20 protein-coding genes are annotated in these 19476 nt (G+C 76.4%); 9 read left to right on the top strand and 11 right to left on the bottom strand.

The annotated features are described in order from the left end of the window. From E9529_RS07055 to E9529_RS07065, 3 genes are all read left to right on the top strand, one after another. Positions 1-657, top strand: a 657-nt coding sequence (locus E9529_RS07055; RefSeq protein ID WP_236830431.1) for an AIR carboxylase family protein, incomplete at its 5' end; no start/stop codon positions are given. Beyond that, positions 654-1856 (top strand): nickel pincer cofactor biosynthesis protein LarC, encoded by a 1203-nt coding sequence (gene larC, locus E9529_RS07060; protein WP_236830432.1) that lies wholly within the window; start codon positions 654-656, stop codon positions 1854-1856. The genes E9529_RS07055 and larC, both read left to right, overlap by 4 nt. A gap of 153 nt (positions 1857-2009) precedes the next feature. Next, positions 2010-2744, top strand: coding sequence for a YitT family protein (locus tag E9529_RS07065; RefSeq protein WP_236830433.1), 735 nt, complete (start codon positions 2010-2012; stop codon positions 2742-2744). On the opposite strand, the gene E9529_RS07070 is transcribed toward E9529_RS07065, so the two are convergent. Then, entirely contained in the window at positions 2637-3701 is a 1065-nt protein-coding gene (locus E9529_RS07070) for an MFS transporter (protein ID WP_236830434.1), read from the bottom strand. The genes E9529_RS07065 and E9529_RS07070 overlap by 108 nt on opposite strands. A gap of 268 nt (positions 3702-3969) precedes the next feature. On the opposite strand from E9529_RS07070, the gene E9529_RS07075 reads away from it, so the two are divergent. Both E9529_RS07075 and E9529_RS07080 read left to right on the top strand, forming a co-directional pair. Beyond that, a complete protein-coding gene (locus E9529_RS07075) occupies positions 3970-5469 on the top strand; it encodes a diguanylate cyclase domain-containing protein (RefSeq protein ID WP_304505587.1) in 1500 nt (499 codons plus the stop codon). A gap of 92 nt (positions 5470-5561) precedes the next feature. Further along, a complete protein-coding gene (locus tag E9529_RS07080) occupies positions 5562-6158 on the top strand; it encodes a TMEM165/GDT1 family protein (protein ID WP_236830435.1) in 597 nt (198 codons plus the stop codon). 7 nt (positions 6159-6165) lie between these two features. On the opposite strand, the gene E9529_RS07085 is transcribed toward E9529_RS07080, so the two are convergent. Together E9529_RS07085 and E9529_RS07090 are read right to left on the bottom strand one after the other, a co-directional pair. Next, entirely contained in the window at positions 6166-7053 is an 888-nt protein-coding gene (locus E9529_RS07085; RefSeq protein ID WP_236830436.1) for a haloalkane dehalogenase, read from the bottom strand. Positions 7054-7154: 101 nt separating this feature from the next. Then, positions 7155-7715: a TetR/AcrR family transcriptional regulator gene (locus E9529_RS07090; RefSeq protein ID WP_236830437.1), complete on the bottom strand. Its 561-nt coding sequence runs from the start codon at positions 7713-7715 to the stop codon at positions 7155-7157. Positions 7716-7784: 69 nt separating this feature from the next. Between E9529_RS07090 and E9529_RS07095 the strand changes: the two genes are divergently transcribed. Then, on the top strand, positions 7785-8165 hold the full coding sequence (locus E9529_RS07095; RefSeq protein WP_236830438.1) for a hypothetical protein: 381 nt from the start codon (positions 7785-7787) through the stop codon (positions 8163-8165). On the opposite strand, the gene E9529_RS07100 is transcribed toward E9529_RS07095, so the two are convergent. After that, complete coding sequence (locus E9529_RS07100; protein WP_236830439.1) at positions 8162-8863, bottom strand: methyltransferase domain-containing protein; 702 nt, start codon at positions 8861-8863, stop codon at positions 8162-8164. The genes E9529_RS07095 and E9529_RS07100 overlap by 4 nt on opposite strands. A gap of 77 nt (positions 8864-8940) precedes the next feature. Here E9529_RS07100 and E9529_RS07105 point away from each other — a divergent pair, with 77 nt between their 5' ends. After that, positions 8941-9693 carry a MerR family transcriptional regulator gene (locus E9529_RS07105; protein WP_236830440.1) on the top strand — a complete coding sequence of 251 codons (753 nt, stop codon included), beginning with the start codon at positions 8941-8943 and terminating at the stop codon, positions 9691-9693. A 22-nt stretch (positions 9694-9715) separates the two neighbouring features. Here E9529_RS07105 and E9529_RS07110 read toward each other — a convergent pair whose 3' ends face one another. Genes E9529_RS07110 through E9529_RS07125 form a run of 4 tightly spaced genes read right to left on the bottom strand, consistent with a single transcriptional unit; the run spans position 9716 to position 13326 of the window. Next, positions 9716-10693, bottom strand: a complete 978-nt coding sequence (locus tag E9529_RS07110) for a glycine betaine ABC transporter substrate-binding protein (RefSeq protein ID WP_236830441.1) — start codon at positions 10691-10693, stop codon at positions 9716-9718. After that, entirely contained in the window at positions 10693-11508 is an 816-nt protein-coding gene (locus tag E9529_RS07115; RefSeq protein ID WP_236830442.1) for an ABC transporter permease, read from the bottom strand. Before E9529_RS07115 ends, E9529_RS07110 begins: the two co-directional genes overlap by 1 nt. Next, a complete protein-coding gene (locus tag E9529_RS07120) occupies positions 11505-12692 on the bottom strand; it encodes an ABC transporter ATP-binding protein (protein WP_236830443.1) in 1188 nt (395 codons plus the stop codon). The genes E9529_RS07115 and E9529_RS07120 overlap by 4 nt, the downstream gene beginning before the upstream one ends. Beyond that, on the bottom strand, positions 12685-13326 hold the full coding sequence (locus tag E9529_RS07125; RefSeq protein ID WP_236830444.1) for an ABC transporter permease: 642 nt from the start codon (positions 13324-13326) through the stop codon (positions 12685-12687). The genes E9529_RS07120 and E9529_RS07125 overlap by 8 nt, the downstream gene beginning before the upstream one ends. Before the next feature lie 268 nt (positions 13327-13594). On the opposite strand from E9529_RS07125, the gene E9529_RS07130 reads away from it, so the two are divergent. Further along, positions 13595-14683: an aromatic acid exporter family protein gene (locus E9529_RS07130; RefSeq protein WP_236830445.1), complete on the top strand. Its 1089-nt coding sequence runs from the start codon at positions 13595-13597 to the stop codon at positions 14681-14683. Between the two features lie 7 nt (positions 14684-14690). Here the strand turns inward: E9529_RS07130 and E9529_RS07135 are convergent, their stop codons facing one another. After that, positions 14691-15485 carry a methyltransferase domain-containing protein gene (locus E9529_RS07135; RefSeq protein ID WP_236830446.1) on the bottom strand — a complete coding sequence of 265 codons (795 nt, stop codon included), beginning with the start codon at positions 15483-15485 and terminating at the stop codon, positions 14691-14693. A gap of 65 nt (positions 15486-15550) precedes the next feature. Continuing rightward, positions 15551-17047, bottom strand: coding sequence for a glycerol-3-phosphate dehydrogenase/oxidase (locus E9529_RS07140; protein ID WP_236830447.1), 1497 nt, complete (start codon positions 17045-17047; stop codon positions 15551-15553). 38 nt (positions 17048-17085) lie between these two features. On the opposite strand from E9529_RS07140, the gene E9529_RS07145 reads away from it, so the two are divergent. Next, the gene (locus tag E9529_RS07145; RefSeq protein ID WP_236830448.1) at positions 17086-18738 is read left to right on the top strand and encodes an FAD-binding oxidoreductase; all 1653 of its coding nucleotides are present in this window, start codon (positions 17086-17088) and stop codon (positions 18736-18738) included. Here E9529_RS07145 and E9529_RS07150 read toward each other — a convergent pair. Further along, positions 18735-19445: an isochorismatase family protein gene (locus tag E9529_RS07150; protein WP_304505588.1), complete on the bottom strand. Its 711-nt coding sequence runs from the start codon at positions 19443-19445 to the stop codon at positions 18735-18737. The two genes, E9529_RS07145 and E9529_RS07150, sit on opposite strands and share 4 nt — an antisense overlap. Positions 19446-19476: the final 31 nt, after the last annotated feature.

Consider the following 19476-nt stretch of genomic DNA (forward strand, 5'->3'; position numbering starts at 1 on the left):
CCGCTGGGCCGCGCCCACCCGGGCGAGCCGCTGCTCGCACCCGGCCCCGTGGCAGCCCGCCCCGCCGAGGAGGTCGGCCCGGCGGTCGTGCGGGCCGCGGGCCGCAGCACCGAGCAGGTGCTCGCCCTGGTCCGTGACGCCCGCCGCGACACCCCGGACCGCCCGGTGCTCGTGGTCCGGGCCGCACCCGAGCTGCTCGTGGCGCTGGCCACCGAGCACGGCCCCGCCAGCACGGTGGACGGCGCCGCGGCGGCCGCCGCCGTCGGCCCGCTGCCCGCGCCGGCCGGCCGCACCGCCCTGCTCCGCACCGACGGCGCCGACGCCGTCGCCGCGGCCGAGGCCGCCTTCGTGGCGCGGGTCGCGGGCACCGGGGTCGTGCTGGTCGAGGGCGACCCGTTCCCCGAGGACGCCGACTGCCTGGTCGTCGTCGCCGGCGCGGACGCCGCGCAGGTCTCCGCGATCGCCGCGCGCACGGACGTGCCGGTGGTGGCGGTGCCGACGTCGGCCGCGCACCCCGGTGGGCTGGGCGGCCTGGGCGCGCTGGTGTCGATGCTGCACCCGGCCGGCTCCGGCGTCGTGGTCACCGCGGTCGACGACGGCTGCTCGGCGGGCATCTTCGCCGCCCGCGTCGCCCGGAGGAGCGCGCGGCGGCCGTGATCGGGTGGCTGGACCTGGCGGCGGGCGCGTCGGGGGACATGCTGCTGGGCGCGCTGGTCGACGCCGGGGTGCCGCTGGACGTACCGGCGCAGGCGGTGGCCGCCCTGCCGGTCGAGCCGGTGCGGCTGACCACCGAGCAGGTGACCCGGCACGGCCTCGGCGCCACCCGGGTGCACGTGCACGCCCCGCCGTCGGACGTGCTGCGCACCTGGGCCGACGTCCGGGCGCTGCTGGGGTCCGCCGCCCTGGCGCCGGCGGTCCGCGACGGCGCGCTGGCCGTGTTCGAGCGGCTGGCGGTCGCCGAGGGCCGGGTGCACCGCGTCACCCCGGAGAGGGTGCACTTCCACGAGGTCGGCGCGCTGGACGCCCTCGCCGACGTGGTGGGCGTGGTCGCCGGGTTCGAGCACCTGGGGCTGTCCCGGCTGACCGCCTCCCCCGTCGCGCTGGGCAGCGGCTCGGCCCGCGGCGCGCACGGCGTCGTCCCCGTACCGGGCCCGGCCGTGCTGGAACTGCTGGCCGGGGTGCCGGTGCACGCGGGGGCGGTCCCGGCGGAGATGTGCACGCCCACGGGCGCCGCGCTGCTCGCCGCCCGGGTGGCGGAGTGGACGACGCTGCCCGCGCTCCGCGTCGAGCGGGTGGGCGTGGGCGCCGGTGGCCGCGACCCCGAGCAGCTGCCCAACGTCGTCCGCCTCGTGCTGGGCGAGGCCGCCGAGCCCGCGCCGGACCGCTCGGTGGTGCTCGAGGCGAACGTCGACGACCTCGACCCGCGGCTCTGGCCGGGCGTCCTCGACGGCCTGCTGGCCGCGGGGGCGTCCGACGCGTGGCTCACCCCGATCCTGATGAAGAAGGGCCGCCCGGCGCACACCCTGTCGGTGCTGTGCCGGCCCAAGGTCGTGCCCGCCGTGCAGGCCGTGGTCTTCGCGACGACGTCGACCATCGGGTTGCGGGTGGTCGAGGTCGGCAAGGTGGCCCTGGAGCGGGCGCACGCCACCGTCGAGGTGCTCGGCGCCCCCGTCGGCGTGAAGCTCGCCGTCTCCGGCGGGCGGGTGGTCAACGTGAGCGTCGAGTACGAGGACGTCGTCGCGCTGGCCCGCGCCCGGGACCTGCCGGTCAAGGAGGTGCTGCGGGCCGCGACCGCCGCCGCGGAGGCGGCCCACCCGGTGGACCCGCGGGCCGAGGCTCCCCCGCTCTGGCGCTGAAGCCCGTCGCCGGTCCGGTCGGTACGCAACTTCTCGGAAGTCGGCCTCCGATCGCCGCGACGGAGCCCTCCTTCGGAGAAGTCGGCGGCGCGGCGAGCCATTTCTCCCGAGTGGCCTGCGCCCGCGGCGCGCGCCGTGGCCGATGATCTCCGCGTGGACCGCCGTCTCCTGCTCGCCGGCGCCCCCGCCACCGCCGGTGGCACCGGGCGGCGGCTGTTCCAGCTCTACGCCGGGCTGGCCCTGTACGGCGCCTCGATGGCCCTGCTCGTCCGGTCTGCGCTCGGCGTGATGCCCTGGGACGTGCTCCACCAGGGGCTCGCGGGCCGGCTCGGCTGGTCGATCGGGGCGGTCACCATCGCCGTGGGAGTGCTCGTGCTCCTGGCGTGGGTCCCCTTGCGGCAGCGCCCGGGGCTGGGCACGGTCAGCAACGTCCTGGTGATCGGCGTGGCCGTGGACGCGACGCTCGCCGTCCTGCCCGCACCGGACGCGGCGGTGGCTCGGGCGGGGTTCCTGGTCGCGGGCGTGCTGCTCAACGCCGTGGCCACGGCGGCCTACATCGGCGTCCACCTCGGCCCGGGGCCGCGCGACGGCCTGATGACCGGCCTGGTGCGGCGCACCGGGTGGCCGGTGCGGCGGGTGCGCACCTCGCTGGAGGTCGGCGTCGTCGCCACCGGGTGGCTGCTCGGCGGCACCCTCGGCCTGGGCACCGTGGTCTACGCGCTGGGCATCGGCCCGCTGGTGCAGGTGCTGCTGCCGCGGCTCTCGCTCCCCCTGGCCGGCTCAGACCCGGCGCCCCAGCCCGAGGGCCGCGACGGGGGCGACGACGAGCACGAGCAGGCCGACCGCGCTGCTGCCGGCGACGGCCCAGGCCGCGAAGACCAGCAGTGACGACAGCTCCACCCCCACCCCGGCCACCGAGGTGATCGTCGCCCGGTACGGCCCGGTGATCCGCCGCTGCAGCTCTGCCTCCGCGGCCACCAGCACCGCGAGGTACACGCCGTAGGCCGCGGCGAGCACGGCGACCACCAGCAGGCCCGCCGTCGCCGCGACGAGCAGCAACCCCGCGCCGGCCGCCAGGAGCAGCGCGCCCAGCAGCCGCCCCGGGGGCCGGACCAGCCGGCCGCCCAGCGCCGCGCCGGCGGCCCCGGCCAGCGAGACGGCCAGCACCGCCACGGGCACCGCCACCGCGGGCACGCCGCGGTCGGCCACCAGCACCGGGAAGTACTCCTCCACACCGTCCAGCCCGCCCACCAGCGCCACGGCCAGGACCGCGGCCAGCAGGGCGGGGCGCCGCAGCACGGCGCCCGGGCGCACGGCGGGCTCCTCGTCGTCGTCCCTCCCGTCGGCCGCGGCCTCGGGGAACCGCAGCGCGAGACCGGCGGCGGCCAGGCAGGCCGCGGAGCTGGCCCAGCCCACCAGCGGGAAGCCGCCGAGGGCGTGCAGGGCGGTCGCCGCCAGCGCCGTCGGCACCTGCACGAGCAGCTCGGCGGCGGTCATCGCGGCGTTCACCCGGGCGAAGCAGCCCGCCGCGCCGACCGCGGCCAGGCCGTCGTGCACGAGCGCCTCCGCCGTCCCGGACGTGCCGGCGCCCGCCAGGCCCCACAGCACGAACCCGGCGGCGAAGGCGCCGGTCGAGGGGGCCGCCGTCCACAGGGCGAAGGCCGCCGCCTGCAGCACCCCGGCGAGGACCAGCACACCCCGGCGGGACCACCGGTCGGCGAGCAACCCGGCCGGGACCTCGGCCAGCAGACCGGTGACCGACCAGAGGCCGAACAGCAGCGACAGCTCGGCTGCGGAGACCCCGGCGTCGAGGAACAGCAGGGCGTAGAGCGGGTACAGCGGCACCCACTCGGAGAGCGCGGCCCAGCCGATGCCCAGGCGGGCGAGCGGCCTGGCCGCCGGGGGCAGCGGGGGCGGTGCGGATCAATGTCGGCGCATGACCCGGACGGTAGACCCGGCGCGGCTCCGGCGCACCCCTGTTCCACGGGAAACCTCGAACCGCGGATGACCCGTGCGGGGGAAGTGGCCACCAGGTGCTCAACCGCCGTACCGTGCGCGCCGTTGCGAAACCAGACGGACCGGAGCCGCCGGTGCCGCCCGCGGAGGGACAGCGATGACGAGCACGGCCGAGCCCGCGCCGGTGCCCGCGCGTCCGGACGCCCGCGAGGGAGAGCCCGAGCTGCCCGTCATGGACGCCGACCCCGCGCTCCAGGGCCTGGTCCGGGTGGCCGCCGCGGTCACCGGCATGCCCTACGCCTCGGTGATCACGATGGACACCGCCGTCATGCACGTCATGGCGGTGCACGGCTTCCGCGGCGTTCCGTGGCCGCGCGAGGGCTCCATGGTCGCGACCGTGCTCGCGCGGGGGCCGGGCGTGCAGACCTGCGACGACCTGGCGCTCGAGCCGGCGTTCGCCGGCAGCCCGTGGCTGGACGGGCGCCGCGCGCGGATGCGCGCCTTCGGCGCCGTCCCCGTGGTCGTGGACGGCCGCACGGTGGCCGCGCTCTGCGTCCTCGACACCGTGCCGCACGCCTTCAGCCACACCGAGCGCGCCCGGCTGGCCGACGTCGCCGCCGCGGTGGCCGCGATGGTCCGCGCCGCGCAGCAGGCCCGCGAGCTCGCGGACCTCGCCGCCGCCAGCCAGCTGGCCCGCGCCGAGACCGCCCGGGCACACCAGGAGCTGGCCCGCTCGACGGCGTTCACCCGCTCCCTGCTCGAGGTGCTGCCCGTCGGCGTGGTGGGCGCGGACGCCGCGGGCCGGGTGACCCTCTTCAACGCAGCCAGCCGCCGCTGGCACGGCCTCGACGCCGACCCGACGGTGGAGCCGGAGGACATCCCGGGCACCTTCGGCCTCACCGACGTCACGGGGCAGCCGCTGGTTCCCGAGCAGGTGCCGCTGCGCAGGATCTACGACGAGGGGCGGATCGACGACGTCGAGATGGGCATCACGCTCCCGGGGCGTCCGTTCCGCCGCATCTCCTGCTCCGGCGTGCAGGTGCGAGAGGCCGACGGCGACCTGCTCGGTGCGGTCGTCACGCTCTCCGACGTCACCGAGCAGCGCGCCCTCGAGGACGCGCTGCGCGACGCCGCGCTGCACGACCCGCTCACCGGCCTGCCCAACCGCAACCTGCTCCTCGACCGGCTGGACCAGACCCTCGCCGCCGCCGAGCGGGCGCGCCGGCCGATGGCGGTCCTCTACTGCGACCTCGACGGGTTCAAGCCGGTCAACGACACCGCCGGGCACGCCGCCGGTGACGAGGTGCTCGTGGAGGCCGCCCGGCGGCTGGCCGGTGCGATCCGCCCCGGCGACACGGTGGCGCGGATCGGCGGCGACGAGTTCGTCGTCCTCTGCCCGGAGGCCGGCTCCGAGCGGGCGGCCCAGGTCATCGCCGACCGGATCACCGCCGCCTTCGACCTGCCCCTCCGCCGCGCCAACGGCGACGAGCACGCCGTCGGCATCAGCATCGGGGTGACGCTCTGCGGGCCCGGCGAGACCCCCGACTCCGCGCTGGCCGCCTCCGACGCCGCGATGTACCGGGTGAAGGCGGCCCGCCGGGCCGCCCGCCTGCCGGCGCCGCGCGCGGTCGCCGACCCCGCCGTCCCCGCTCCCTGACCGGACCGCCCCAACGGCGGCCGCTACCGTGGACCGCCGAGAGGTCGCCTGCCCGAGCTTCGCCCGGCAGAGCCGTGCGAGGAGGGTCCCCCGTGATCTGGTCGGTCGTGCTGGCCGCGTTCGTCCTGGTGCTCCCCGTGGAGCTGCCCGACAAGACGCTGTTCGCCAGCCTGGTGCTGGCCACCCGCTTCCCGCCGCTGCCGGTCTTCGTCGGCGTCGGCACCGCCTTCGGCCTGCAGGTGGCGATCGCGGTCACCGCGGGGTCGCTGCTCTCGCTGCTGCCCGAGGCGCTGGTCACCGGCGTCGTCGCGCTGCTGTTCCTGGTCGGGGCGGTGATCCTCTGGCGCAGCGCCACCGCGGGCGCCGAGGACGCCGACGACGTCGTCGCTGGCCGCGAGGGATCCTCCTTCCTCCGCGTCGCCGCGATCTCCTTCGGCGTGCTGTTCGCCGCCGAGTGGGGCGACCTCTCCCAGCTCGCCACGGCCGGGCTGGCCGCGCGCTACGAAGCCCCGCTGTCGGTGTTCGTCGGCGCGTGGGCCGCGCTGCTGGTGGTCTCCGGTCTCGCCGTCTTCCTGGGCAAGAAGCTGGCCGACCGGCTGCCCATCCCGCTCATCCGCCGGGTCGCCGCGGGCCTGTTCCTCGCGTTCGCCGTCGTGGCGGCCGTCGAGACGGTCCGCGCCCTCACCTGATCGGCGGTCAGGGCAGCGTCGCCAGCCAGTCGGCCACGGCGCGGCCGATCTCGTGCGGGGAGTCCTCCGGGACGAAGTGGCTGCCCGCGACGGTGACCTCGGTGAGCGCCGGCCAGCTGCGGACGAACTCCCGCTGCCGCCCCACCAGGATCGACCCCGGGTCGGCGTCGATGAACAGCTTGGGGACGTCGCTGCCGGCGAGCCACGCCCCGTAGCGCTCCACCACCTCGACGACCGCCGCCGGCCCACCCTCGATCGGCAGCTGGCGGGGCCATTCGAGGGTCGGCCAGCGGTCCTCCCGCCGGGCGAAGGGGGCCCGGTAGCGGTCGTGCGCCTCGGGGGTGAGGCCGCGGGCCACCGACGCCGGCAGCACCCGCTCGACGAAGACGTTCTTGTCCAGCACCGCCGCCTCGCCGTCCGGCCCGCGCATGACCTGGAAGACGTTGCGTGCGGCGGCGGGCCAGTCGTCCCAGGTCACGGGGGCGACGATCGCCTCGGTGAACGCGATGCCCCGGACCCGGTCCTGGTGGCGTTCGGCCCAGTCGAAGCCCAGGCCCGACCCCCAGTCGTGCAGGACCAGCGTGACGCGGTCGCCGACGAAGACGCGGTCGAGGAACTCCTCCAGGTAGGCGGCATGCATGGCGAACGAGTAGGTACCGGGGCCGGCGTCGGGCAGCTTGTCCGACTCCCCCATGCCGATGAGGTCGGGGGCGATGCAGCGGCCGAGGTGCTGCACGTGCGGGATCACGTTGCGCCAGAGGTAGGACGACGTCGGGTTGCCGTGCAGGAAGACGATCGACTCCCCGGTGCCGACGTCGACGTAGGCCATCTCGGCGTCCTCGACGGTGATCCGCGTGCGGGGGAACGGGTCCTCGGGCGAGATGGCATCGGGCATGTGCCGATCCTCACACGCACCACGGCCGGTCCGCCGGGCCGGCCCGGACGGCACCGCGGGCTCGTTCCCCGTGCCCGCCGTCGTGGAGGTGGCGCCCGCCGTCACCCGGGCGGCGGGGTCAGCAGCGCCAGCCGCTCCACCAGCGCCGACAGCTGCCCGTCGAGGTCCGGCCAGCCCGGTGCGGGCGCCGCGGACCGCAGGGTGACCACGCCGTGCAGCGCCGTCCACACCAGGGTGGCCTCTTCGCGCGGGTCGGGACTGCGCGACCGGCCCGCCACGACGCAGGCCTCGATGCCCCGCACCAGGACGCCGAAGGCGAGGTCGGCGCTGTCGGGCTTCCTCGGGCCGAACATGGCGCGGTACCGCACCGGTGCGGCCAGGCCGGCCAGCACGTAGGCCCGGCACCCGGCCAGCAGCCGCCGCACCGGGTCCGACTCGCGCTCCACGGCCGCCAGCACGGCCGCCCGCAGCTGCTCGAAGCCCTCGTCGAGGACGGCGCGCAGCAGCTCGTCCAGGTCGGCGAAGTGCCCGTAGACGGCGGGTGCGCTCACGCCGGCCTCGCGCGCGACCCCGCGGAGGCTCACGGCGGCGACCGAGCCCTCGCGCTCGAGCAGCCTGGTCGCCGCGGCGACCAGGTCGGCACGGAGGTCACGAGCGGGCACACCGGCACTTTACAGGCGTTAAGTACCAGTCCTACGCTGCTTTACACCCGTTAAGTGGAAGGAGGGGACATGGCAGTCATCCCTGATCTGGCCTGGACCGCGCCCGCTCCCGGCCCCGGTCCCGGCGTCGTCGTCGACACCCGCCTGCACGTGCGGCGGCTCCGTGACGTGCCGCTGTTCCTCCGCACGTCCCTCGCCGTGCACCGGCAGGCCGTGCGGAGCCCCGGCGCCCGCTCGGTGCGCCTGCGCGCCCAGCCGTTGGCGCGCCGGTTCACGACCGTGTCGTGGTGGGACGACGCGGAGGCGGCGCGGGCGTTCGCCCACGCGGAGCCGCACCGCTCCGCCATGCGCTCCTGGCGGCCCCGCATGGACCAGGCGGACATCACCTGGCGGCCGGGTGTCGCCGGCGTGGCGCCGGAACCGGCCGGTCCGGCAGCGACGACCCCCTAGGCCGTCCGGGCGACCAGCACCCGGAACAGGTTGTGCAGCCGGTAGCCGCCGTCGCCGGTGCGGTAGGGCGCCAGGTGCTCCAGCACGGCGTCCCGCAGGTCGTCGGGCTGGGTCCGGCGCGCCGCCGAGCGACCGACCGGCGTGGCCAGGAGCGGCCCGATCAGCTCCGCGGCGTCCGCGTAGTCGAAGGGCACGACCACCTCGTCGAGCAGCTCGACCGCCAGCCCCGCCCGTTCCGCCATCGCGCGCAGCCGGGCCGGCTCGTTCACCGCGGGCCCCCGGCCGGGCCGACGGGTCGCCAGCGCCTCCTGCAGCACCCGCAGGTCGCACTCCCGGTCCCGGCCCCACACCGTCGCGGCGACGACGCCGCCGGCCCGCCCCGCCCGGTGCAGCACCGCGACCGGGTCGGACACGTGCCCGAGCAGCTGCACGGCGGTGACGACGTCGAACGGCCCGGGCGGCGGGTCCTGCGCATGCCGCACGAGGAACGTCCCGCCGGGGACGGCCGCGGCCGCCTGCGCGACGGCGTCCGGATCGGTGTCCACGCCGGTCACCCGTGCACCGCGACCGGCCGCGCGCCGGGCCAGCCCACCCGCGCCGCAGCCCAGGTCGAGCAGCCGGGTGCCGGCCGTCACCGCGGTGGCGTCGAGCACCGCCTCGTGCAGCACCGCGCCCCGGCCCTCCGCTCCCCCGCTCACCAGGCCGACCATAGAGGCTTGACGCTGACGCAACGTCAGGCTGTTGCCTTCTCCTCGTCAGAGAAAGGAGGGACCCGATGAACGTGGGTCAGGTGGCCGCGCTGGCCGGGGTCACGGTGCGCACGCTGCACCACTACGACCGGATCGGCCTGCTGCGGCCGTCCGGGAGGACGTCGGCCGGCTACCGGCAGTACGCGCCGGCCGACCTCGACCGGCTGCACCGGGTGCTGCTCTACCGCGAGCTCGGGTTCCCCCTCGAGGAGGTCGCGGCCCTGCTGGACGACCCGTCCGCCGACCCCGCCGAGCACCTGCGCCGGCAGCACCGGCTGCTGCGGGACCGGCTGGAGCGGACGTCGGCGATGGTCGCGGCCGTCGAGAAGGAGATGGAGGCACGGAACATGGGGATCGACCTGACACCGGAGGAGCGGTTCGAGGTGTTCGGCGACTGGCTGCCCGAGGAGTACGCCGCCGAAGCCGAGGAGAAGTGGGGCGACACCGAGGCCTGGGCGCAGTCCCAGCAGCGGACCCGCGCGATGACCAAGGAGGACTGGCTGCGGGTCAAGGCGGAGTCCGACGACGTCGAGCGGCGCTTCGCCGAGGCGCTGGCCGCCGGTGCCGGGGCCGACTCGGAGCGGGCGATGGACCTCGCCGAGGAGCACCGGCAGCAGATCAGCCGGAACTTCTACGACTGCCCGCCCGAGATGCACGCCGGCCTGGGCCGGATGTACGTCGAGGACGAGCGGTTCACCGCCTACTACGAGCGGATCGCGCCCGGCCTGGCGCAGTACGTGAGCACCGCCGTCCAGGCCAACGCTGCCCGCCAGGGCTGAGCGTTCCCTCGTCGGGCGCGGGTCAGCCGCGGGTGACCAGCCCTTCGGCGACCAGCCAGTCCAGCGCGACGTCGGCGGGCTGCTCCCCGCCGACGTCGACGCGGCCGTTGAGCTGGATCATCACCTCGTCGGTGAGCCGCGGCGCGATCTGCGCGAACACGTCGGCGATCGCGGGGTTCTCCTCGAGGACGTCGGTCACCACCACCGGGGCGGCGTTGTAGGCGGGGAAGTACCCGCGGTCGTCCTCGAGCACGGTGAGGTCCAGCGCCGCGATGCGCCCGTCGGTCGTGAACACCTCCCCGAAGTTGCACGCCCCGTCGTCGGTCGCGGTGTAGACCGCGCCGGTGTCCAGGACGCGGACGTTCTCCCGGGGGACGCCCTGGGGGTCGCCGAGCGGGATGCCGTACGCCTCGAGCATCGGCTCGAAGCCGTCACCGCGGGTGGCGAACTCCGACTCCACGCAGAACGTCCGCTGCTCCACGGGCAGCTCCGCGATGTCGGAGAGGCTGGCGACCCCGCCCAGCTCCGGCACCGCCTCCGAGCGGACGGCGAACGCGTAGGTGTTGTTCAGCGGCGCCGGCGGCAGCCAGGTCAGCCCGTTCGTCGCGTCGGCGTCGCGCACGGCCTCGTACTGCTCCTGCCGGTCGGGGATCCCCTCGGGCATGCCCAGGTAGTTCAGCCACCCCGTGCCGGTGTACTCCCACTGCACCTCGACCTCGCCGTCGAGCATCGCGGCCCGGGCCGGGGCGGCGCCGGGGATGCCGCTGCGGTCGACGACGTCGAAGCCCGCCACCTGCAGCGCGATCACGGCGATCTTGCCGAGGACCAGCGCCTCGGTGAAGTTCTTGGTGCCGACGACGACCTGCGCGCCCTCGTCCGCGACCGGCTCGATCGCGCCCGGCGCGGCCTCCGGGGTGAAGGTGTTGGCGCTCTGCAGGCCGCACCCGGCCACCAGGGCGGTGGACAGGAGGGCCGCGGCGGCGGCAGCGGGGGCGCGCATCACAGCCCCTTCGGCCGGGCGACGTGCTCGACGAGCCTGCCCAGCCAGTCGACCGCCAGCGCCAGCAGCGCGACCAGCACCGCCCCGCTGATCAGCAGCGAGTCCAGCGAGAGGGTGATCCCGGTGTTGATGAGCACCCCGAGCCCGCCGCCGTCGATGAAGGTGGCCAGCGTGGCCGTCCCGACCAGCAGGACGAGGGCGGTGCGCACGCCGGCGAGCAGCACGGGCACGGCGAGCGGGAGCTCCACCCGCAGCAGCACCGCCAGCGCGCTCATCCCCATGCCGCGGCCCGCCTCGACCAGGCGCGCGTCGACGCCCTCGATGCCGACCATGGTGTTGCGCAGCACCGGCAGCGCCGCGTAGACGACGAGCGCGACGACCGTCGTCCCGAAGCCGAACCCGAGCCAGGTGGCCAGCAGGACGAAGAGCCCGATGGCGGGCGCGGCCTGCCCGGTGTTGGCGATGCCGACCACCAGCGGGCTGAGCCGTCGCAGCGGGCGCCGGGTCAGCGCGATGCCGAGGGGGATCGCGATGAGCAGCACGATGACGGCGGCGACGGCGGTCAGGGCCAGGTGCTCGCGGATGCTGTCGCCGAGCACCGCCCAGCCGAGCTGCCGGGCCTCGGTGTCGCTGAGGTCGGCGGTCAGCCGCCACACCAGGAAGGCGACCACGCCGAGGACGACGAGCGCGGGCTGCAGCAGCAGTGCCCGCCAGCCTCCCCCACCCGCGGCGGAGGGGTCCGCGTGCCGGGCGGTCTCCTCGGCGGGCGCGGGCTCCGGCGCATCACCGGCGCGCACCTCGGGGGCGGCGGTCATCCCGCGGCCTCCGTGCGGGACCGCTGGATGGCGGCCATGACGGTCTCCACCGCCATCACCCCGGCGAGGCCGTCCCGCCGCCCGGTCACCACGACGCCGCCCTGGCTGGCCGCGAGCATGGTGTCCAGCGCGTCGTTCAGGGTGGAGCGCAGCCCGACGACCGGGAGCCGCTCGTCCACCGTCTGCGGCACGGTGGCCGTCCGGGTGAGCTCGGCGACCGTCGGCCAGCTGATCGGCCGACCCCGGGCGTCCAGGACCACGACGAAGTCGTCGCCGGCGGCCCGCGCCGCGGCCACCGCCTCGGCCGACGGGGAGCCGGCGACCGCCGTCGTCACCTGGACGAGGTCGACGTCGCCGACCCGGGTGAGCGTGAGCTGCTTGAGGGTGGCGCCCGCGCCGACGAAGTCGGCGACGTAGTCCTCCGCCGGCTCGGCGAGGATCCGCTCCGGCGTGTCGTACTGGACCACCCGGGCGCCGACGTCGAAGACGACGATCTTGTCGCCCAGCTTCACCGCCTCGTCGAAGTCGTGGGTGACGAAGACGATCGTCTTCCCCAGCTCCTCCTGGATCCGCAGCAGCTCGTCCTGCAGCCGCTGGCGGGTGATGGGGTCGACGGCACCGAACGGTTCGTCCATGAGGAGGATCGGCGGGTCAGCGGCGAGCGCGCGGGCCACGCCGACGCGCTGCTGCTGGCCACCGGAGAGCTCCCGCGGGTACCGGTCGCGGTAGACGGCCGGGTCCAGCCCCACCAGGTCCAGCAGCTCGTCGATGCGGGCCGCGGTGCGCTCCTTGTCCCACTTGAGCATGCGGGGGACCATCCCGACGTTCGTCCCGACGGTCATGTGCGGGAACAGCCCGCCCGCCTGGATGACGTAGCCGATCCGCCGGCGCAGCTGGTCGGCGTCCTGGTCGGTGACGTCCTCGTCGCCCAGGTGGATCCGCCCGCTGGTCGGTTCGATGAGCCGGTTGAGCATCTTCAGCAGGGTGGTCTTCCCGCAGCCGGACGGGCCGACGAACATCACCGTCTCGCCCGCGGCGATCTCCAGGGTGACGTCGTCGACGGCCGGCTGCTCCTGCCCCGGGTAGCGCTTGGTGACGCCGTCCAGGCGGATCGGCACACCGCTGATGTGCCGGTCCCCGGCGGCCACCGGTCCGGCCGAGGGTGCGGGTGCTGTCTCAGACACGGATCCCCCTGGGGGTGGTGAGCCGACCGGCCAGCACGAGCAGCAGGTCGAGGACGAGGGCGAGCAGGACGATCGCGGTGGTCCCGGTGAGCGCCGAGTTGAGGGCGTTGGCGCCGCCCAGCCGGGACAGCCCGGAGAAGATGAAGCCGCCGAGGCCGGGCCCGAGCACGTAGGCGGCGATGGCTGCGATACCCATGACCATCTGGGTGGAGACGCGGACCCCGGCGAGGATGACCGGCCAGGCCAGCGGCAGCTCCACCCGCAGCAGGGTGGCCATGCGGGTCATCCCGATGCCCCGCGCCGACTCGACCGTGGCCCGGTCGACGCCGGCGAGGCCCACCACGGCGTTGCGCAGCACGGGCAGCGCGGCGTAGAAGGTCACGGCGAGCACCGCGGGGGTGATGCCGAACCCGAACGGGGCCAGCAGGATCCCCAGCAGCGCGAAGGCGGGGATGGTCAGGCCCACCGCCGACATCCCGTTGGCCAGGGCCGTCGCCTTCGGGTTGCGGTACACCAGCACGGCCAGCGCGACGCCGATCAGCGAGCCGAGCAGGACGCACTGGACGACGAGGCTGACGTGCTGGACGGCCTGGAAGGCGATGAGGTCGGCACGCTCGGTCACGTACTCCCACATGGGCCGCACCTCTCCGGGCCCGCGGCGGGGCCATGTCCTCGTCGTCCGGCTCTGCGAGCCACCTCCCCGGGCAGGGTGGTCAGGCGGCCCTACCCTCCGGGCAGGCAGCGACCCACGACACGCGGTCGTCAACTCTTGCACAGCTCGCCGGGTCGGCGGACCCGACGACCATGACGGTTGCGTGACATCGCGTGCGCCCGTCGCCGGGTGCGCGCAGCGTCCCCCACCCCGGGGACGGGACGCCGGGGGCGGAGCGCATCCTGGCGGGGTGGGATGGGTGGTCGCGCGGCTGCAGCAGCCGTGGGTGCAGCGAGCGGTCCGGGCAGCGCTGGCAGCGGGCCTGTCGTGGCAGGTGGCGCTGCTGCTGCCCGGGACCCTCTCCGACTACGCCTACTACGCCCCGCTCGGCGCGGTCATCGCGGTCAGCCCGACCGTGGCGGACTCCGCGTCGGCGGCGTGGCGCAGCCTGCTGGCGATCCTGCTCGGCTTCGCGCTCGCCGTCGCGGTCTACGAGCTCACCCGCGCGGTGCCCGACGCGCTGACCATCGCGCTGATCGTGCTGCTGGCGATCGTGGTCGAGCAGTGGCGGGCCCTGCGCGAGCAGGCGAGCTGGGTCAGCTTCGCCGCCGTCCTCATGCTCACGGTGGGTACGGCCGACCCGGCCGACTACGCGGTGCGCTACGCCGGGCTCACCTTCCTGGGCGCGGCGATCGGCGTCCTGGTGACCACCGTGCTCTTCCCGCCGCTGCAGCTCACCACGGCGGTCCAGCGCATCCAGGCGGCCCGGTCCCTCGTCGCCGAGCACCTGGCGACGATGGCGGCGGCGCTGCGCAGCGGCCGGGTGCCGGCGCCCGACGAGTGGGACGCCCGCGGGACGGAGCTCGACCGCGCCCTCGAGCGCATGCGGCACGCGGAACTGGTGGTCGAGCGCGCGCGACGGGCAAACCCGCGGGCGCGGAAGTGGCACGGGACCGCCGCGAGCATCCGGGAGCAGTCCCGGTCCCTGGACCGCGTCGCCGTCCTGATCGACGACCTCACCACCCTGGTCGTCGAGTTCGAGCCGCACCGCCGCAGCCTGGACCGCGTCGACGACGGGACCGGCTGGGTGCTGGCCGACGCCCTCGACGGTCTGGCCGCCGTCGTCCGCACCCCGTACCACGCCCCGGGGACCGGGCCGGATGCGCGCGACCGGGCCGTCGAGGAGGCGCTCGCCGCGGCCGGGCGGCTCACCGCACTGGTGCGCGACTCCGCCATCGGCGACGACCAGGGCTTCTTCGCCCTCGGGGCGGTGGCCGTCGGGCTCCGCCGCAGCCTGGCGACCCTCGGTGCCCACCACCAGCGGCAGGAGGTGGCCTGAGGAGGGGTCAGACGCGGACGAGCAGCTCCCCGTGCAGCATGCCGAGCCAGCCGTCGTCCGCGGCTGCCCAGCGCAGCCACGCGTCCGCGATCCCCCGCAGCTCCTCCGGCGTCGCCAGGTCGTGGGCGACCGCCTGCTCGGCGAACGCCGACGCCGTCGCCCGCCCCGCCCACGAACGCCCCCACCACTCCCGCTCGGCCGGGGTGGCGAAGCACCAGGAGGACGTCGTCGCCGTGACGTCGCGCAGGCCCGCCGCGTGCGCCCACGACAGCAGCCGCCGCCCGGCGTCGGGCTCGGCCTCGTTGCGGCGCGCCACCTGCTGGTAGAGCGCCAGCCAGCGGTCGAGCCCCTCGTCCGCTGGGAACCAGGTGGTGGCCGCGTAGTCGACGTCGCGGACGGCGACCAGCCCGCCCGGCCGGCAGACCCGCGCCATCTCCCGCAGCGCGGCCACCGGGTCGGTGAGGTGCTGGAGCACCTGGTGGGCGTGGACCACGTCGAACGAGGCGTCCGGCAGGTCGAGGGCGTAGACGTCGCCCACGGCGAAGGTGACCGCGACCCCGGCCCGCTCGGCGGCGGCCCGCGCCTCGCCCAGCGGATCGGCCGAGACGTCCAGCCCCAGCACCCGGCCGGGGGCCACCCGCGCGGCCAGGTCGACGGTGATCGTGCCCGGCCCGCACCCGACGTCGAGCAGGTCGAGGCCGGGGCGCAGCGCGGGCAGGAGGTGGGCGGCGGAGTTCTCGGCGGTGCGCCACCGGTGCGACTGCAGGACCGGCTCGGCGTGCCCGTGCGTGTAGGTGTCCACGGTGAGGTCCTACACCCGCCGTCCCATCGAGCGATACGACCTTCTCATTTATTGGGACGGCGGCATCAACCCTCGGCGAGCACCTGCTCGGCCACCGCCACCGCGCGCTCCCGGTCGGCGGGCACCAGGCCGATGCGGGTCCGCCGGTCGAGCAGGTCCGCCACGGTGCGCGCCCCCTCGTGGCGGACGGCGAAGCGCAGCTCCCCCACCGTCTCGGGCCGCCCCGCGACGACCAGCGCCGGGCCCAGCGCCTCGACCGCCGGCGCCTCGGTGCCGTACCGCGCCACCAGCCGGGGCGACGCCGTGAGCCGGTCCAGCGCCACCCGCGGCGCGGCCCCGGCCAGCGCCAGCCGCGCGGTGACCGACCGCGCCGCCCCCCGCCCGAGCCGCGCCACGACGGCGTCGACCGCCTCCTCGGCCATCGCGCGGTAGGTGGTGAGCTTCCCGCCGACCACGGAGAGGACCGGTCCGTCCCAGGCCAGCAGGTGCCGGCGGGACAGGTCGGCGGTCGCGCTGCCGGGGGCCGCCGCCGCGGGCAGCACCAGCGGCCGGTAGCCCGCGTAGGCGCCCACCACGTCGGCGGGGGTCAGCGGCTCGGCGAGCACCCGGTTCACGGTGCCCAGCAGCTGCCGCACCTCGGCGTCGGACGGCGTCGCGTCGTCGTCGGGCACCGGCCCCTCGACCGGCTCGTCGGTCAGCCCGAGGTAGACCAGCCCGTCGGGTTGCGGCAGCGCGAAGACGTAGCGGGAGCGCGACCCGGGCAGCGGCACGGTCAGCGCCGCCGAGGGCGAGCCCAGCCGCACGCCGGGCACCACCAGGTGCGAGCCGCGGGAGGGCACCAGCCGCAGGCCGGGCGCCAGCCGCTGCGCCCACACACCGGCGGCGTTCACCACCGCCCCCGCCCGCACCGTGAACGGCCCCTCCTCGGTGGCCACGTGCACCTCCGCGCCGTCGACGGCGGTGACCGGGGCCCCGGTGAGCACGCGGGCGCCGTGCGCGGCCGCCGTCCGGACCAGGGCGACGACGAGGCGCGCGTCGTCGACCAGCTGCCCGTCCCAGAAGACGACACCACCGCTGCCGGGCCGCACCCCCGCGACCAGCCGGCCCACCTCCGCGGCGCCCACCCGCCGGGTCGGGGGCAGCGAGCGCCGCCCCCCGGGCACCGAGAAGCGCACCGCGTCGCCCAGCCGCCCGCCCAGCCCCGCGAGGGCGGTGACGTCGCGGCCGGCGGCGTCGGGGACGAGGAACGGCAGCGGGCGCACCAGGTGCGGCGCCGTCGCCCCCATGAGGACGGCGCGCTCGCGGGCGCTCTCCCGCGCCAGCCCGAGCTCGCCGTGGGCCAGGTAGCGCAACCCGCCGTGCACGAGCTTCGAGGACCACCGGCTGGTGCCCGACGCGAGGTCGGCGCGCTCGCACAGGAGCACCGAGAGCCCGCGGGCGGCCGCGTCCAGCGCCACCCCGGCGCCGGTGACGCCGGCGCCCACGACCACCACGTCGACGGCGGCCCCGGCGACCGCGGCGAGGTCACGGGCCCGCCGGGTGGGCGACAGGGAACCGATCACCCGGTCCTCCAGCGCTGCGGCACCGGCAGACTGTAGCCGTGCCCGAGCAGCCGGAACTGACGATCCAGGGCTGGGGCCCGCGCCCCGCCACCCCCGGGGAGGAGGGGCCCGACGGGGTCCTGACCAAGGCCGCGCGCCGCTACCTCACCCGCGAGCTGGGCTGGGAACCGCGCGCCACGCCCCCCGCCCCGGTGGAGGAGATCCGGCTGGCGCCCTGCCGGCTGCCCGAGGAGGACCGCGCCGCGCTCACCGCCCTGCTCGGCGAGGACCACGTGCGCACCGACCGCGAGTCGCGGCTGCGTCGGGCCGGGGGCAAGAGCTACCTGGACCTGCTGCGCCGGCGGGAGGGCGACGCCTCCGACGCCCCCGACGCCGTCGCGCTGCCCGGCACCACCGAGGAGACGGCCGCGCTGCTGGCGCTGTGCAGCGAGCGCGGCATCGTCGTCGTGCCGTTCGGCGGGGGCACCAGCGTCGTCGGCGGGCTGGCCGGCGTCGACCCCGACGACCGGCCCGTGCTCGTCGTCGACCTGTCCCGCATGGCGTCGGTGCAGGCGCTGGACGGGCACTCCTCGCTGGTCACCGTCGGGCCGGGCATGCGCGGGCCGGCGCTCGAGCGGGCGCTGGCCCGCGAAGGGCTCACCCTCGGCCACCTGCCGCAGAGCTGGGAGTTCGCCACCCTCGGCGGGTACGCCGCCACCCGCTCGGCCGGCCAGTCCTCCACCGGCGTCGGCCGGTTCGACGAGCTGGTCGCCGGCCTCACGCTGGCCACGCCGTCCGGGGTGCTTGAGCTCGGCCACCCGCCGGCGTCGGCCGCCGGGCCGGACCTGCTGGGCTTGGCGCTGGGCTCGGAGGGGACGCTCGGCGTCATCACCGAGCTGACGCTGCGGGTCCGCCCCAAGCCCACGGCGAGCGCCTACGAGGGCTGGTCCTTCCGCACCTGGGCGGCCGGGCTGGCCGCGCTCCAGCAGCTCGCCCGCCACGACCTGCTGCCCGACGTCGTCCGGCTCTCCGACGCCGACGAGACGCGGGCCAACCTGCTCATGGCGGCCGGGGCCGGCGCCACGGCGCTGCGCGGCAGCCTGCGGGCGCGGGGGCGCGCCGACGGCTGCATGCTCGTCGTCGGCTGGGAGGGCGTGCCCGACCTGGTGCGCGCCCGGGTGCGGGCCGCGTCGTCGCTGCTCCGCGACGGCGGCGCCGTCCGGCTGGGCCGCCGGGTGGGCGACTCCTGGCGCCGGCACCGGTTCGAGGCGCCCTACCTGCGCGACCGGCTCATGGACGGCGGCCTGCTGGTCGAGACGCTGGAGACCGCGGCCACCTGGACCGCGCTGCCCACCGTGTACGACACCACCCGCCGGGCGCTGCAGCAGTCGCTGGCCCGCGGCGGGCACCGGCCGCTGGTCATGGCGCACGTCTCGCACGGGTACGCGACCGGCGCCTCGCTCTACTTCACCGTGCTCGCCGACCGCGACGACGCCCTGCCCATCCAGCAGTGGCTCTCCGCGAAGCGCGCCGCCACCGACGCGCTGCTGGCCGCGGGCGGCACCCTCACCCACCACCACGCCGTCGGCGCCGACCACCGGCCGTGGCTGGAGCGCGAGGTGGGCCCGCTCGGCGTCGAGGTGCTGCGGGCGGTCAAGCAGCGGCTGGACCCCCAGGGCATCTGCAACCCCGGCGTCCTCCTCCCCGACTAGGAAATGTGCAACCCACCGCGAGGCCGGGGGGTCACGGGTTCGCCGGGCGCCGCGGCGAGCGGCTGCCGGACGCGGCCCAGCTCCCGGACGACGGCGTCCGTGGTCACGACCGCGGCACAGCGCTCGGCGGCGTACTCGAGCGCCAGCCGGTGGTGGTCGGCGCTGAAGTCCGCGACCGCGTCGGCCACCAAGAACGGCTGGATGTCGCGGGCCATGGCGTCGTTGGCGGTCACCAGGCAGCCGACGTGGGCGTAAACCCCGCAGACGATCAGCTGGTCCCGACCTCCGTCCACCAGCCGGCGGTGCAGGTCCGAGCGCACGAACGCGCTGTAGCGCCACTTGGTCAGGATGACGTCCCCGGGACCCGGCGCCAGCTCGGGGACGATCTCGCGGTCCCCGGCGTCGCGGGTCATTCCCGGCCCCCAGAAATCGGCCAGGAGACCGCGCTCCTGCGCCGTCATCGCGCCCGGCTGGGCCGTGTAGTAGACGGGCACCCCTGCTGCGCGGGCGGCGTCGAGCAGCGCCCTGGCGCGGGAGATCAGCTCCACGGCCGGTGACCGGCCCTCCGGTAGGAAGCGCACGAAGTACCGCTGCATGTCGTGCACCAGCAGGGCTGCGCGCGACGGGTCCGGCCGCCACGCCACCACGTTCGGGGGCAGATCGGGTTCTCCGGGCATCGGGTAGGGGTCGATGCGGTCGATGCTCATGGTGTCCGTCGTCCTCCGGGATCCAGCGGTG

It is taken from the genome of Blastococcus sp. KM273128, from assembly GCF_021698975.1.
Classification (GTDB): Bacteria; Actinomycetota; Actinomycetes; order Mycobacteriales; family Geodermatophilaceae; genus Blastococcus.

Coding starts and splice junctions, on each gene's coding strand:
- E9529_RS07150 (WP_304505588.1), bottom strand. CDS start 19,445: ATGAGCATCGACCGCATCGACCCCTACCCGATGCCCGGAGAACCCGAT.
- E9529_RS07115 (WP_236830442.1), bottom strand. CDS start 11,508: ATGACCGCCGCCCCCGAGGTGCGCGCCGGTGATGCGCCGGAGCCCGCG.
- E9529_RS07110 (WP_236830441.1), bottom strand. CDS start 10,693: ATGCGCGCCCCCGCTGCCGCCGCCGCGGCCCTCCTGTCCACCGCCCTG.
- E9529_RS07105 (WP_236830440.1), top strand. CDS start 8,941: ATGAACGTGGGTCAGGTGGCCGCGCTGGCCGGGGTCACGGTGCGCACG.
- E9529_RS07095 (WP_236830438.1), top strand. CDS start 7,785: ATGGCAGTCATCCCTGATCTGGCCTGGACCGCGCCCGCTCCCGGCCCC.
- E9529_RS07125 (WP_236830444.1), bottom strand. CDS start 13,326: ATGTGGGAGTACGTGACCGAGCGTGCCGACCTCATCGCCTTCCAGGCC.
- E9529_RS07075 (WP_304505587.1), top strand. CDS start 3,970: ATGACGAGCACGGCCGAGCCCGCGCCGGTGCCCGCGCGTCCGGACGCC.
- E9529_RS07085 (WP_236830436.1), bottom strand. CDS start 7,053: ATGCCCGATGCCATCTCGCCCGAGGACCCGTTCCCCCGCACGCGGATC.